The 13,590-nt window shown below is 49.4% G+C and carries 11 protein-coding genes and 2 pseudogenes; 4 read left to right on the top strand and 9 right to left on the bottom strand.

Translation table 11 applies throughout. The features are described from left to right. Nucleotides 1–256: 256 nt before the first annotated feature. The 8 genes and pseudogenes from mioC to rpmH all read right to left on the bottom strand — a co-directional run bounded on the left by mioC (nt 257) and on the right by rpmH (nt 5,822). A complete protein-coding gene (gene mioC, locus ATN88_RS15090; protein ID WP_067417646.1) occupies nt 257–703 on the bottom strand; it encodes an FMN-binding protein MioC in 447 nt (148 codons plus the stop codon). 64 nt (nt 704–767) lie between these two features. Next, a complete protein-coding gene (locus tag ATN88_RS27505) occupies nt 768–1,397 on the bottom strand; it encodes a GGDEF domain-containing protein (protein WP_232313286.1) in 630 nt (209 codons plus the stop codon). Then, nucleotides 1,394–1,894 (bottom strand): hypothetical protein, encoded by a 501-nt coding sequence (locus tag ATN88_RS27500; RefSeq protein WP_232313285.1) that lies wholly within the window; start codon nt 1,892–1,894, stop codon nt 1,394–1,396. Before ATN88_RS27500 ends, ATN88_RS27505 begins: the two co-directional genes overlap by 4 nt. A gap of 95 nt (nt 1,895–1,989) precedes the next feature. After that, nucleotides 1,990–3,352: pseudogene (mnmE, locus tag ATN88_RS15080) on the bottom strand (tRNA uridine-5-carboxymethylaminomethyl(34) synthesis GTPase MnmE). Between the two features lie 117 nt (nt 3,353–3,469). Further along, nucleotides 3,470–5,088, bottom strand: a pseudogene (gene yidC, locus ATN88_RS15075) (membrane protein insertase YidC). A 2-nt stretch (nt 5,089–5,090) separates the two neighbouring features. Then, nucleotides 5,091–5,351, bottom strand: coding sequence for a membrane protein insertion efficiency factor YidD (yidD, locus tag ATN88_RS25565; protein ID WP_083539496.1), 261 nt, complete (start codon nt 5,349–5,351; stop codon nt 5,091–5,093). After that, nucleotides 5,315–5,674, bottom strand: a complete 360-nt coding sequence (rnpA, locus tag ATN88_RS15070) for a ribonuclease P protein component (RefSeq protein ID WP_067417643.1) — start codon at nt 5,672–5,674, stop codon at nt 5,315–5,317. Before rnpA ends, yidD begins: the two co-directional genes overlap by 37 nt. A gap of 13 nt (nt 5,675–5,687) precedes the next feature. Continuing rightward, nucleotides 5,688–5,822: a 50S ribosomal protein L34 gene (gene rpmH, locus ATN88_RS15065; RefSeq protein ID WP_002540783.1), complete on the bottom strand. Its 135-nt coding sequence runs from the start codon at nt 5,820–5,822 to the stop codon at nt 5,688–5,690. A 534-nt stretch (nt 5,823–6,356) separates the two neighbouring features. On the opposite strand from rpmH, the gene dnaA reads away from it, so the two are divergent. From dnaA to gyrB, 4 genes are read left to right on the top strand one after another with little or no spacing between them, the layout of a single operon-like run. Next, nucleotides 6,357–7,745: a chromosomal replication initiator protein DnaA gene (gene dnaA, locus ATN88_RS15060; protein WP_067417640.1), complete on the top strand. Its 1,389-nt coding sequence runs from the start codon at nt 6,357–6,359 to the stop codon at nt 7,743–7,745. Nucleotide 7,746: 1 nt separating this feature from the next. Then, nucleotides 7,747–8,847, top strand: a complete 1,101-nt coding sequence (gene dnaN, locus ATN88_RS15055) for a DNA polymerase III subunit beta (protein WP_067417637.1) — start codon at nt 7,747–7,749, stop codon at nt 8,845–8,847. Between the two features lies 1 nt (nt 8,848). Next, on the top strand, nt 8,849–9,925 hold the full coding sequence (recF, locus tag ATN88_RS15050) for a DNA replication/repair protein RecF (RefSeq protein WP_067417635.1): 1,077 nt from the start codon (nt 8,849–8,851) through the stop codon (nt 9,923–9,925). A 19-nt stretch (nt 9,926–9,944) separates the two neighbouring features. Continuing rightward, nucleotides 9,945–12,362, top strand: coding sequence for a DNA topoisomerase (ATP-hydrolyzing) subunit B (gene gyrB / locus ATN88_RS15045; RefSeq protein ID WP_067417632.1), 2,418 nt, complete (start codon nt 9,945–9,947; stop codon nt 12,360–12,362). A 373-nt stretch (nt 12,363–12,735) separates the two neighbouring features. Here the strand turns inward: gyrB and ATN88_RS15040 are convergent, their stop codons facing one another. Next, the gene (locus ATN88_RS15040; RefSeq protein ID WP_198158386.1) at nt 12,736–13,335 is read right to left on the bottom strand and encodes an alpha/beta hydrolase; all 600 of its coding nucleotides are present in this window, start codon (nt 13,333–13,335) and stop codon (nt 12,736–12,738) included. Nucleotides 13,336–13,590 lie beyond the last annotated feature (255 nt).

The following is a 13,590-nucleotide window of genomic DNA, read 5'->3' as shown; positions in this document are numbered from 1 at the left end:
ATTAGAGAAGACGATCTCTGTGGATAACTATTAAATGATCAACATGATCATGCGTTTATTGAAGATCATTTGTTGTGAGTTGCTTTGGATCTAATCTGGGAAAGGCTGGGATCAAAATAGCACTTTATCAACAGGGGCTAGGAGAGGTAAAAGTTGTTATTGGGATAACTATAGGTTGATCACCGTTTAGATCTATAGTTATCCACAATGTGATCGGGCATTTTAAGAACAAATTTTAATGCTCGACATGAAAAACTTATTCACACAACGCAGTCATGTTTTGGGATAACCATGCTTCTGCAGGTTCTTCTGGCAGCGGATTTTCCAAAATATCGATGTCTAATCGGGCCGCTATTGCCTTCGCACCCAGCTTGGAAAGCAAGGTATCAGCATGGATGCCCGCACCGCAAAACGTGTCATAGCTAGTGTCACCAATGGCAATAACGGCGTAGGAAATATGGCTCAAATCCGGGGCATTTTCTGCCAAGGCTTCCATGGCCGGCGCAAGGTTTTCTGGGTAGTCACCGGCACCGTGTGTCGAGGTGATCAGTAGCAGCTTTTCGCTGTCGGTGATGTCAGAAAGCTCGGCTTCGTTGACGATCTTCACCGTCTGGCCCTGTTGTTCTAGAAGCTCTGCGAGATGATCACCCACGTATTCTGCACCGCCTAAGGTGCTGCCAGTGATCAAGGTAATTGCGCTCATAGCATGATCTCAATATCAGTCAGTAAGACCGCTAGTATTGAGGGGCGCGCGCGTTCAAGTCAAGCTAGCTCGGACGACAGTAATCCCTATTATTCATTGGGTTAATGTTGGTGGGAGAGACAGATTGGATTTTGTTTTTACCACGACGTTTGGCGTTTTTCATCGCTACTAGGGCTGTGTCGATGAGCTGATATCCGGCAATACAGCCCTGATTTGAAGTACTTACGCCTAGACTGGCGGTACGTTTTACCGCGGTGTGCTCAAGCAGAACCACGCTGCGACTGATGGCAATTTTAAGCTCTTCTGCCAAGGCAACTGCTTCTGTGGCATTGACGTTATTGAGCAAAATCACAAAGGTGTCGGCATACAAACGGCTGATAGGCGTGCCGGGAGTGATGTGTTCTTGCAGCAGGTTGGCGTAGTGAATCAGCACCTGATCGCCCGTACTTCGCCCATGCATATCATTGATTTGCCGAAAGTCATCGAGATTGATGGCAATGACAGACAAGGGGATCTCTTTCCGCTGGGCTTGGAAGTAAAGCTCATCGGCCTGGTTGTAGATGCTCTGGCTGTTCGCGGTTTCGGTCAGCAAGTCATCGTGTACCAAACGGCGCGATGACTCATCAATCGAATGTAAATCCACCAAATAGAAGTCTGTCAGTGCCACGGAGGCGAGCACCAGGATCAAAATCACGCACAAATAAGCGGCTCGCGCGTTGCGTCGGTTAATGCCAATATGGGATCCGCGGAGGGGATCGTTTTCGCCAGAAACAGTAGGACGATCGCGATCAACGACAACCCATAGCGAGGCAGCCTTTCTTTGGGATCAAACACCAAGACCACCGCCGTGGGTACCACCAGCAGCAGCATTTCTGTTTCAAAATTGTCCGATAAAACAAAAAGCGGCAAAGAAAACTGCTGAAAAAAGAAGGTGATAAACACCCAATACTTGGCAATTTTGAGCAGGCCCTCGCGGGTCAGCACAAAAGAGATCATATAAAGAAGGGCAAACAGGCCATTGAGCAGCGCAACCGATGGGCTTCCAAAGGCGAACCAGAACAGCGCAGAAAACAACAAGGTCCCGCCCGCACACAATGCGGCCAGAAGGTTGACCATGCGCAGGTGATGGATCTGAAGCTTGTCGTAGCGTTCTAAGCCTAAGTTTAGAAGCGGGTTGAGGCTGCTTATCATCTCTTCACTTGTTTGCGTGAGGTTGCTTCAAAGTGTAGCAAAGGTGAGATAAAGCGAGAGAAAAGAAAAAGCTGCCCGGAGGCAGCTTTTGGGGGTTATTTACCGATACAGAAGGAGGTGAAGATCCTGCCGAGCAGATCGTCAGAGCTGAACTCGCCCGTGATCTCGGAAAGGTGTTGCTGCGCAATGCGAAGCTCTTCGGCCAAGATCTCTCCGGCCATGTAGCCTTCAAGTTGGTCTTTGCCCGTGTCCAAATGACGTGCCGCGGCATCCAGTGCTTCCAAGTGGCGACGACGTGCCATGAAACCACCTTCTGTTGCGCCAGAAAAGCCCATACAGGCCTTTAAGTGCTCGCGAAGGGCATCGACACCATTGCCTGTTTTCGCGCTTAGGCGAATAAGCGTAGGCTGGCTGGCATGGCAAATACCCAAGGTTTCGCCCGTCACATCGGCTTTGTTTCGAATAACAGTCATGCCGATGTTTGCAGGCAGACGGTCGATAAACTCTGGCCAGATTTCTTCTGGAGAGGTGGCGTCCGTTGTGGTGCCGTCCACCATAAAGAGCACGCGGTCTGCTTGAACGATTTCATCCCACGCACGCTCGATACCAATGCGTTCAACCTCATCAGAGGCATCACGAAGGCCGGCGGTGTCGATAATATGCAGTGGCATGCCATCTATGTGGATATGTTCGCGCAGCACGTCACGGGTGGTGCCCGCGATGTCGGTGACGATGGCAGAATCTTTGCCTGACAGGGCGTTAAGCAGGCTCGATTTCCCCGCGTTCGGACGACCCGCAATCACCACTTTCATGCCTTCGCGCATGATGGCACCTTGGTTGGCGGCTTGCTACATCAGACAAGGAATCAATGATGGCATCCAGATCGGCGGCGACTTTACCGTCAGACAGAAAGTCGATTTCCTCATCCGGAAAATCAATCGCGGCTTCGACGTAAATACGCAGATGGATCAGTGATTCCACCAGCGTGTTAACCTTGTTGGAAAAAGCACCTTGCAGGCTTTGCAGGGCACTTTTCGCCGCTTGCTCTGAGCTCGCATCAATCAGATCAGCAATCGCCTCGGCTTGCGCCAAGTCGAGCTTGTCGTTCAAAAATGCGCGCTCGGAAAACTCACCTGGACGGGCTGTGCGTATGCCGTCGATTTCCAGAATACGCTTTATCAGCATATCCATGATCACCGGGCCGCCATGACCTTGCAGCTCAAGCACATCTTCACCCGTGAATGAGTTCGGTGCTTGGAAGTAGAGGGCAATGCCCTGATCCAGCGCGTTACCGTCAGTGTCTTTAAATGGCAGGTATTCTGCGCGACGGACAGGTAGCTCTTTTCCTGTTACCGCTTTCGCAACCTCAACGGCCTTAGGGCCGGATACGCGAATGATGCCAACGCCGCCGCGACCGGGAGGCGTTGCCTGCGCAACAATAGTGTCAGTGTGGTTCATGTGGGATACCTGCTGCTGTAATTCAAGCTAGTGTATACCAAATTTTGAGTTTGGCAGTGTCACGTTCAGAAAGAAGAAAGGCGGCCTGTAGGCCGCCTTGTTTAACGCATTTTGCAATTACTTGCGGCTGTGAAGGCCTTTTTTCTCCAGCGCGCGGTAAATCAGCGTCTGCTGGATTAGCGTTACGATATTCGATACCAACCAGTACAGAACCAGACCTGCTGGGAACCACAGGAAGAACACAGTGAACATCACAGGCATGAAGTTCATGATCTTCTGCTGCATCGGGTCAGTCACAGTGCTTGGGCTCATCTTCTGAATCAGGAACATAGATGCACCCATCAGTAGCGGCAGCACATAGTATGGATCTGGCGCAGACAGGTCGTGAATCCACAGCATGAACGGCGCATGGCGCAGCTCAACAGATTCCATCAGTGCCCAGTAAAGTGCAATGAAGATTGGCATTTGTAGAAGAAGAGGTAGACAGCCACCCAGCGGGTTTACTTTCTCTTTCTTATACAGTTCCATCATTTCCTGCTCATGCGTTGACGGTCATCGCCAATACGCTCGCGCATTTCTTGCAGTTTTGGCTGCAGAAGACGCATCTTCGCCATCGAGGTGTACTGCGCTTTGGTTAGCGGGTACATCGCACCACGTACGACGAATGTCAGGATAATGATGGCCACACCCCAGTTACCCACGAAGCCGTGAATGGTTGACAGCAACCAGTGCAGCGGGCTCGCGATAAACCAAAGCCAACCGTAATCCACGGTCAGGTTCAGGTTAGGTGCGGTTTTTTCCATTTGGTCTTGCAGCTTAGGACCTACCCACAGGGTTGAATCCAGGTTCACGGTTGAGCCTGCAGCCACTGTTGTTGTTGGGTAGCGAACACCGATAAAGCCTTGGCCGTTTGCGGTGCGGGTGAACAGGTTCACGTCAGTTTGGTCACGAGGAACCCATGCTGCAACAAAGTAGTGTTGCATCATCGCTGCCCAGCCGTCTTTCGAGATAGTCAGGTTCAGGTTTCTGTCCTTCATATCGTCGAAGCTGTATTTTTCGTATTTCGCATCGTCAGCTGAGTACACACCACCGCGGTAGGTAGGCATGGTCAGGCTGCCGCCATCATCCATCAGGTTTTGTTTAAGCTGAGCATACATCTGAACAGATGCCGACTTGTCGCTTTGGTTGTCGATGGTGTAATCCACATCCACTGCGTAGCTGTCGCGCTTCAGAATAAAGGTTTTGGTGTAGGTGATGCCGTCTTTAACCAATGTCATTGGAACGCGCAGTTCATCTTGGCCATCAGCCAGAGTGAAGTCGGTGCCATTGGTTGTAAATTGTGCACGGCCGTCCAGTGTATCGATGCCGTTAGGACCAATCAGGCCACTTTGTGCAACGAACGTATGGTTAGGCTGGTTTTTCAGCAGAACAAATTTGTTCTCAGAGCCGAACTCTGCGTCATATTTGTTCAGTTCTGCTTGAACAATGTCACCGCCTTGTGTGTCAACGGTCAAAGTCAGCACATCACTTTTTAGGGTGATCAGCTTATTAGAGACAGAATCCTGGGTCAGAGGCTGAGAAGCATCTGCGACGACAGGAACATCACCACTGTGTTGTGCTTGCTGAGTGACGCCCGGACCCTGTGGTTGAGGGTTGGTTGACTCGTTCCAGTTGAGATACAACATGAACGATACAAACATTAGGGCAATCAACAGGATATTGCGTTGAGAATCCATTGTTAATTGTCTCGATTATTAGGATGATGCGGGGGTACAGGATCGTACCCACCATGATTTAGAGGATGGCATTTTAATAAACGTTTGCCTGCTAACCAACATCCTTTTATCACACCGTGACAATTGACCGCTTCTATGGCGTATTGGGAGCATGTCGGCGTAAAACGACAGCGAGGCCCCAGAAGAGGGCTGATGAAGAGTTGGTACCCGCGAAACAGTCCAGTGACTATTTTTTTCGCGGCGGTCGTGACAAACGTTGCCATAACTTATCAAGCAGCGCGCTCAATTCCTCGTTACTAAGCTCATTGGCACTTTTCTTAGCAATCACAACAAAATCCTTCGCTGGCAGCGCGTGCTGACGCAGACGAAAACTTTCACGAACGAGACGCTTAAAACGATTTCGGTCGACGGCAAGTTTGATTTGTTTTTTTGGCACTGCCTGACCCAAACGTGGGCGGTCAAGAGTGTTGTTGCGGGCAAGAATAGTTAAGTGTGGAGAGCCAGCGCGATGAGGTTGCTGGAAGACAGAGTTGAAATGTTCGGGAGTTAACAGACGTAACTCCCGAGAAAAAGCTAGCTTATTCACAAATCACTGAGGATTATTTTGAAAGCTTGCTACGGCCTTTCGCACGGCGAGCGGCAATAACCTTACGGCCGTTCTTAGTTGCCATGCGCGCACGGAAACCGTGAGTGCGCTTACGCTTTAGAACTGAAGGTTGAAAAGTGCGTTTCATGGTTTCTACCTTATTACTGATCAGTTTTTAGGTTTGTTAACCCGACGTGGGACAAAAGTCCGACGCCTCTCAACAAAGAGGGCGGATTGTAATCACTGACTGAGTTCTAGTCAATGTTAAAACCAACTTCCGCGTCTCTTGGGCGCGCAATTATACGTGGTCAATTGATAAGCGCAAGGATCCTTTTGCGATCTTATCCACTTATGCTTGTGATTGACGTGTGTATTTTAGGTGGTTTTTGGGTGGATAAGAGAATTTGTTGCGATCTGAAGCAAAAAATTCATCAATGATCGGTGGTGAAAATCCGTGAAAGTCATGGCAACTAAATGTGACGGTCTTTGCACAAAAATTGTCAGAGTTCTAATAATTCTGTGAGTAAGTAGGGTGTTACTTGTGCTGATCGCACGGTTTTTTGTGCGATCTGTGTGTATAACTACGATCTTATTCACTGCAAAAGGGATCTTGTCGCTAGCGATCCTTGCCGTAGAAGTATAAAATTACTTCCCTTTTCATTATTCGAGTGTGGAGTCAGACGTGTCATCTTCGCTTTGGTTGCAGTGCCTTCAGCGCCTTCAAGAGGATCTCCCTGCAACGGAATTTAGCATGTGGGTTAGACCGCTTCAGGCGGAGTTAAATGACAATACCCTGACTTTGTTCGCCCCAAACCGTTTTGTTTTGGACTGGGTGCGCGATAAGTACATAAACAGTATCAATAGTTTACTGAACGAGTTTTGCGGTAACGACATCCCTATGTTGCGCTTTGAAGTGGGCAGCAAGCCTGTCGCTCCGATTGCGCCACCCGCGCCACCGGTATCTGCTGCGCCAGCGGCAGCGACAATAAAGCCGAGTGCGGGACGCACGTGGGAACCTGCACCTTCTCCTGTTCAGTCAGATGTTAACCATCGCTCGAATGTGAACCCAAAACATAAGTTCACTAACTTTGTTGAGGGTAAATCGAACCAGCTTGCTCTGGCTGCCGCGCGTCAAGTGGCGGACAACCCGGGCGCAGCATACAACCCGCTGTTTCTCTATGGCGGTACCGGTCTAGGTAAAACTCACTTGTTACATGCGGTAGGCAATGCAATCAGCGATCGTAAGGTCGATGCGCGTGTTGTATACATGCATTCTGAACGCTTCGTTCAAGACATGGTGAAAGCCCTTCAGAACAACCAAATTGAAGAATTTAAACGCTACTACCGTAGTGTTGATGCGCTGCTTATCGATGACATCCAATTCTTCGCCAATAAAGAGCGTTCGCAAGAAGAGTTTTTCCACACCTTTAATGCGCTGCTTGAAGGCAATCAGCAAATTATCCTGACATCCGATCGCTACCCGAAAGAGATTAATGGGGTAGAAGATCGTCTTAAATCACGTTTCGGTTGGGGTTTGACCGTCGCGATCGAGCCACCAGAGCTTGAAACGCGCGTAGCAATTTTGATGAAAAAGGCGGAAGATCATAATATTCGCCTGCCCGACGAAGTGGCATTTTTCATTGCTAAACGTCTGCGCTCAAACGTACGTGAGCTAGAAGGTGCACTGAACCGTGTGATAGCGAACGCTAACTTCACCGGTCGAGCGATCACCATAGATTTCGTTCGAGAGGCACTTCGCGACCTGCTGGCACTGCAGGAAAAGCTGGTGACTATCGACAACATTCAAAAAACCGTGGCTGAGTACTACAAAATCAAGATGGCGGATTTGCTGTCTAAACGTCGCAGCCGCTCTGTGGCACGTCCTCGCCAAGTGGCGATGGCACTGTCAAAAGAGCTGACTAACCACAGCTTGCCGGAGATCGGTGATGCATTTGGTGGCCGCGATCATACTACGGTACTTCACGCATGCCGAAAAATTGAACAGCTGCGCGAAGAAAGCCACGATATAAAAGAAGATTACTCAAACCTGATCCGGACCCTGTCGTCTTAATATGAAATTTACTCTAACTCGTGACCAATTTTTAAAACCCCTGCAGCAGGTTTCTGGTGCACTTGGGGGACGACCAACGCTGCCGATCCTCGGAAACATTCTTCTGCAGGTGCAGTCCGGTCAGTTATCCATGACATGTACCGACCTTGAAGTAGAACTGATCGCGGCATTGCCGCTAGAAGGCGACGCGCAAGACGGTGCGGTGACGGTACCGTCTCGTAAGTTCTTGGACATCTGCCGCGGCCTTAACGACAGTGCGCCAATCCAGTTTTCACTGGAAGGTGACCGCGCCGTTATCCGCTCGGGCCGCAGCCGCTTCACGCTGTCGACCTTACCTGCTGCCGATTTCCCGAATATTGAAGACTGGCAAAGCACGGTTGAATTCACGCTGCCACAAGGCAAGCTGCGCCACTTGATTGAGAGCACCGCTTTCTCAATGGCAAACCAAGACGTGCGTTACTTCCTCAACGGTATGTTGCTGGAAACAGACGGTAAGACGCTTCGCTCAGTGGCGACAGATGGTCACCGTATGGCAGTCGGTATCACCGAACTCGACGACGAGCTTGCGGGTCAGCAAGTGATCGTGCCGCGTAAAGGTGTGACCGAGCTGATGCGTTTGTTGGATCAACCTGATGCGCCAGTGACTATCCAAATCGGCAGCGCCAATATTCGCGCGCAAGTGAACCAGTTCATCTTTACCTCAAAACTGGTTGATGGCCGTTTCCCGGATTACCGCCGCGTGATGCCGCAATCGTCCAGCAAGATCATGGAAGCCGATTGCGACGAACTGCGCCAGGCGTTTTCACGCGCTGCAATTTTGTCGAATGAAAAATTCCGTGGCGTGCGTTTGAACCTAAGTGCCGGCCAGCTTCGCATTTCTGCGCACAACCCTGAGCAGGAAGAAGCGGAAGAGTTTGTTGACGTGAACTACGACGGTGATGAACTCGAAATCGGTTTTAACGTCAGCTATGTGCTGGATGTACTGAACACGCTCAAGTGTGAACAAGTCCGTTTCTCGATGACAGACGGCACGGCGAGTACACTGGTTGAAGATTGTAACAGTGAAGACGCCATGTACGTGGTGATGCCAATTCGTCTGTAAGATGGCACTGTCCCGATTATCGATACACGATTTGCGAAATATTGAAGCCTGTGACCTTAGCCTGTCATCAGGCTTCAATTTTCTTGTCGGCGCAAATGGCAGTGGCAAAACCAGTGTTCTGGAAGCTGTGTATTACCTTGGCCATGGCCGCTCTTTTCGAAGCCAGCTTACTGGCAGGGTGATCCGCCACCAGCAAGACCGGCTAGTGGTGCACGGCAGGGTAGATGTTGGTGAGTCAATTCTGCCTGTCGGTATTCAGAAAAACCGAGACGGTTCGGCAGAAGTAAAAATTGGTGAAGAAAAAGGCCAGAAACTGGTTCAGCTTGCCGAAGTCTTACCGATGCAGTTGATCACCCCTGAAGGGTTTGAGCTGCTGACTGGCGGGCCTAAGTTTCGCCGTGCATTTATCGACTGGGGCGTGTTTCACGCAGAGCCTCAGTTTTATCCGGTGTGGTCGCGGGTTAAGCGCCTGACCAAACAACGCAACGCCTTGATGAAAACCGCCAGAAGCTACCGCGAGCTCAGTTACTGGGACGCAGAGTTAGCCCCACTGGCCAATCAAATCGATACGTGGCGTCGTGAATACATAGAGAAACTTTCTGCTCGTGCGTCTTCCTTGTGTGAAGCGTTTTTGCCTGAGTATGAAATCAAACTGAATTACACCCGTGGTTGGGACAAGGACGCAGATTACGCAGAATTATTGCGTGAAAACTTCCTCCGCGATCAGCAACTGGGGTATACCGTCAGTGGTCCGCACAAATCGGACTTAAGACTGCGCGTGGGCGGCACACCGGTTGAAGATGTGCTTTCCCGTGGTCAGTTAAAACTGATGGTGTGTGCCTTGCGTTTAGCGCAAGGACAGCAGCTTACCGAGGACAAAGGTAAGCAGTGCATTTATTTAATCGACGATTTTGCGTCTGAGCTGGATAGTCGGCGACGGGCGTTACTGGCCGAGCAGCTAAAAGCCACTGGCGCACAAGTGTTTGTCAGTGCCATTAGTGCCGATCAGGTCGCTGAAATGTGCGACGAAAATAGTAAGATGTTTCATGTGGAACACGGTAAAATAGCCGCAGAATAAATTAAGCGAGAGTAACTCAATGTCCAACAATTACGATTCATCGAGTATCAAGGTACTCAAGGGTCTGGATGCAGTACGAAAGCGTCCGGGGATGTACATCGGTGATACCGACGACGGTACCGGTCTGCACCACATGGTCTTTGAGGTGGTCGATAACTCTATCGATGAAGCTCTCGCCGGGCATTGTAGCGATATTATCGTTACCATCCATGAAGACGGTTCTGTTTCAGTAAAAGATGATGGTCGTGGTATCCCTGTCGACATCCACGAAGAAGAGGGTGTGTCAGCAGCGGAAGTTATCATGACGGTACTTCACGCTGGTGGTAAGTTCGATGACAACTCGTACAAAGTGTCTGGTGGTCTTCACGGCGTAGGTGTTTCGGTAGTAAACGCCCTGTCTGAGAAGCTTGAGCTGACCATCTGGCGTCATGGCCAGATCCACCAACAGGTTTACCACAGTGGTGTACCAGAAGCTCCATTAGCACCTATCGGTGAAACGGATGAAACCGGTACCCGTATTCGTTTCTGGCCATCAGGCGAAACGTTCAGCGACCTGCTTTTCCATTACGATATTCTAGCGAAGCGCTTGCGTGAGTTGTCATTCCTCAACTCTGGCGTTTCGATTCGTCTTAACGACGAGCGTGAAGAAGACAAACACGACCACTTTACTTACGAAGGTGGTATCCGCGCATTCGTTGAGCACTTGAACCGCAACAAAAACCCTATCCACCCATCTGTGTTCCACTTTGAACACGAGCGTGAAGACGGTGTGACTGTTGAAGTGTCTATGCAGTGGAACGACGGTTTCCAAGAGAACATCTACTGTTTCACCAACAACATTCCTCAACGCGATGGCGGTACTCACCTTGCAGGTTTCCGTGCTGCGTTAACGCGTACTTTGAATACCTTTATGGAAAAAGAAGGGTACTCGAAGAAAGCAAACGCAGCGACGTCAGGTGACGATGCGCGTGAAGGTCTGACAGCCGTTGTTTCGGTTAAAGTGCCAGATCCAAAATTCTCAAGCCAGACCAAAGACAAACTGGTGTCTTCAGAAGTGAAGTCAGCGGTTGAGTCTGCAATGAACGAGAAGCTGAGTGAGTTCCTGATTGAGAACCCTCAAGATTCTAAAATCGTTTGTACCAAGATTATCGATGCGGCGCGTGCGCGTGAAGCAGCACGTAAAGCACGTGAGATGACACGTCGTAAGGGCGCACTGGATTTAGGTGGCCTTCCAGGTAAGTTGGCAGACTGCCAAGAGAAAGACCCTGCGCTTTCTGAACTTTACATTGTGGAAGGGGACTCTGCTGGCGGTTCAGCTAAGCAGGGTCGTAACCGTAAAAACCAAGCGATTCTTCCACTGAAAGGTAAAATCCTTAACGTCGAAAAAGCGCGTTTTGACAAGATGCTGTCTTCTCAAGAAGTGACAACGCTGATCACTGCCATGGGCTGTGGTATTGGCCGCGACGAATACAACCCAGACAAGCTGCGTTATCACAGCATCATCATCATGACTGATGCTGACGTCGATGGTTCGCACATTCGTACGCTACTGTTGACCTTCTTCTATCGTCAAATGCCTGAGCTGATTGAGCGTGGTTACATCTACATTGCTCAGCCACCACTGTACAAAGTGAAGAAAGGCAAGCAAGAGCAATACATCAAAGATGACGAAGCCATGGAGCAATACCAAGTTGCTCTGGCCCTTGAAAATGCATCTTTGTTTGTGAACCAAGATGCGCCAGCATTGAGTGGCCTTGCACTTGAAGAGCTGATCCAGAAATACAACAGCGTGATGAAGCTTATCAAGCGTATGGAACGTCGTTACCCTTCTGCGTTGCTAAACGAACTGGTTTATCAGCCACGTTTGTCTGTTGATACGCTGCAAAACGAAGCGGACGTTCAAGCATGGATTGATAACATTGTGACTGTACTGAACAAGAACTCTACCGGCGAAAGCCAGTACCGTTCATTGGTTAAATTCAGTGAAGAACACAATGCTTACCAACCAGAACTGGTTGTACGCACACACGGTGTTGATCACGAATACCTGATCAGCTACGACCTGCTGAATTCGAAAGAGTACGGCAAGATCGCAAGCCTGTCTGAAGCACTTGATGGTCTGTTAGATGACACGGCGTTCATCCAACGTGGTGAGCGTAAGCAGCCAATTAAGAGCTTCGCTGATGCGCTGGCATGGTTGATTAAAGAATCTAACCGTGGCCTTTCCCGTCAGCGCTATAAAGGTCTGGGCGAGATGAACCCTGATCAGCTTTGGGAAACTACCATGGATCCAGAATCACGTCGTATGCTTCGCGTGACTATCCAAGATGCGGTAGCGGCAGACGAGCTGTTCACGACGCTGATGGGTGACCACGTAGAACCACGTCGTGCGTTCATCGAAGACAATGCCCTGAAAGTAGCTAACCTGGACGTGTAGTCAAGTATCGCTACGTAAATTCTGAGTATCAAACGCCGCATTAGCGGCGTTTTTTTTACGTAGCGCAACCTGGTGGTTTAACTATCTGATTTTATTGATTTTAAAGCGGAAAGAATGGTGCGTTCTAGCTGGTGGTGTAGTGGAAGACGCGGATTGTTGTAAGACGCCAAGTTTTCTTCTAACTCTCTCGGCGTTTTTACTAGCACGTGATTCATGTCTTCACATCGTGTGACTCTGGCAAGGTCACCGAGTGCTTCTCTAAATACCTCACCGTTTTCTACACTGACTTGAACGTCATTGTCACCCTGAATGACATGAACAGTTTGATTAAGTGACGTAGCTATTCTCGTTGGCTCGATAAAAAAGCACGAGGCTATGTAGGGAATGACGGAAGGCCTAAACGCCATTTCAATGTGTTCGTTGGAATAGCGAACAGCATGACCACTTTTGATGCTTGCGAGGCTGCTTCAACGTCATCGGCAAATTCGGGCGCTCTTTCTCGGTATTGTTTTGTAAGTGATTCGCTCATAGGTATTGCCGGCGTAGCCAACAGTACGAGTTTATCTACTTGCATCTTTTGCGCTGCCAAAAGGGCGATAATGCCACCTTCGCTATGGCCAATAAGATTGATGTTTCTAAAGCCATAATCGTGTCTGAGCGTTTCTGCGATAGCCAGAATATCCCTTACGTAGACGTCAATCGTCAGGTCACTTTCTGTTAGTAATGGAAAAACAGATTGGCCAATGCCGCGCTTATCAAAACGAAATGTTGCGCAGTCATTTTCAAATAAGCAGGTGGCAAGCTTCTTCAAGCTGTCATTGTGTAAGCCCGCTTGATTTCCATTTCTGTCTGTCGGTCCAGAACCTGAAACGATGATTGAAAGGGATGGGGTGATAGGACGTTCAGGCATGAGCAGTGAGCCACTGAGCTTGCCGTCGATTCTCTCAATAATGATTTCGGTTTCTTTACTCATTGCGGCGTCATACTTCTCAACGATATGTTTCACGTGAAACATGGGAATAGAAAATTGGCACCGTCTCTCAGCAAAGGTGCCGGATTTAAGAAGTGCACTTACCCTCCAACTCTCGCTTTACTGAAGCGACCGTTGGACAGGTCAACATCTCAAACTCAGGATTTATACATCCCAATATATCTGAACAAACGAAGTGAAAATGCGAGCAGGCGAGTTGAATTGAAAGGGAAGGTTAGACAAATTTCTGAATCAACT

This window comes from Enterovibrio coralii (assembly GCF_001559595.1).
GTDB lineage: Bacteria > Pseudomonadota > Gammaproteobacteria > Enterobacterales > Vibrionaceae > Enterovibrio > Enterovibrio coralii.
This window is presented reverse-complemented; position numbering and strand designations above follow the sequence as displayed.

Coding starts and splice junctions, on each gene's coding strand:
- mioC (WP_067417646.1), bottom strand. CDS start 703: ATGAGCGCAATTACCTTGATCACTGGCAGCACCTTAGGCGGTGCAGAA.
- ATN88_RS27500 (WP_232313285.1), bottom strand. CDS start 1,894: ATGATAAGCAGCCTCAACCCGCTTCTAAACTTAGGCTTAGAACGCTAC.
- yidD (WP_083539496.1), bottom strand. CDS start 5,351: ATGGCAACGTTTGTCACGACCGCCGCGAAAAAAATAGTCACTGGACTG.
- rpmH (WP_002540783.1), bottom strand. CDS start 5,822: ATGAAACGCACTTTTCAACCTTCAGTTCTAAAGCGTAAGCGCACTCAC.
- dnaN (WP_067417637.1), top strand. CDS start 7,747: ATGAAATTTACTCTAACTCGTGACCAATTTTTAAAACCCCTGCAGCAG.
- recF (WP_067417635.1), top strand. CDS start 8,849: ATGGCACTGTCCCGATTATCGATACACGATTTGCGAAATATTGAAGCC.
- gyrB (WP_067417632.1), top strand. CDS start 9,945: ATGTCCAACAATTACGATTCATCGAGTATCAAGGTACTCAAGGGTCTG.
- ATN88_RS15040 (WP_198158386.1), bottom strand. CDS start 13,335: ATGAGTAAAGAAACCGAAATCATTATTGAGAGAATCGACGGCAAGCTC.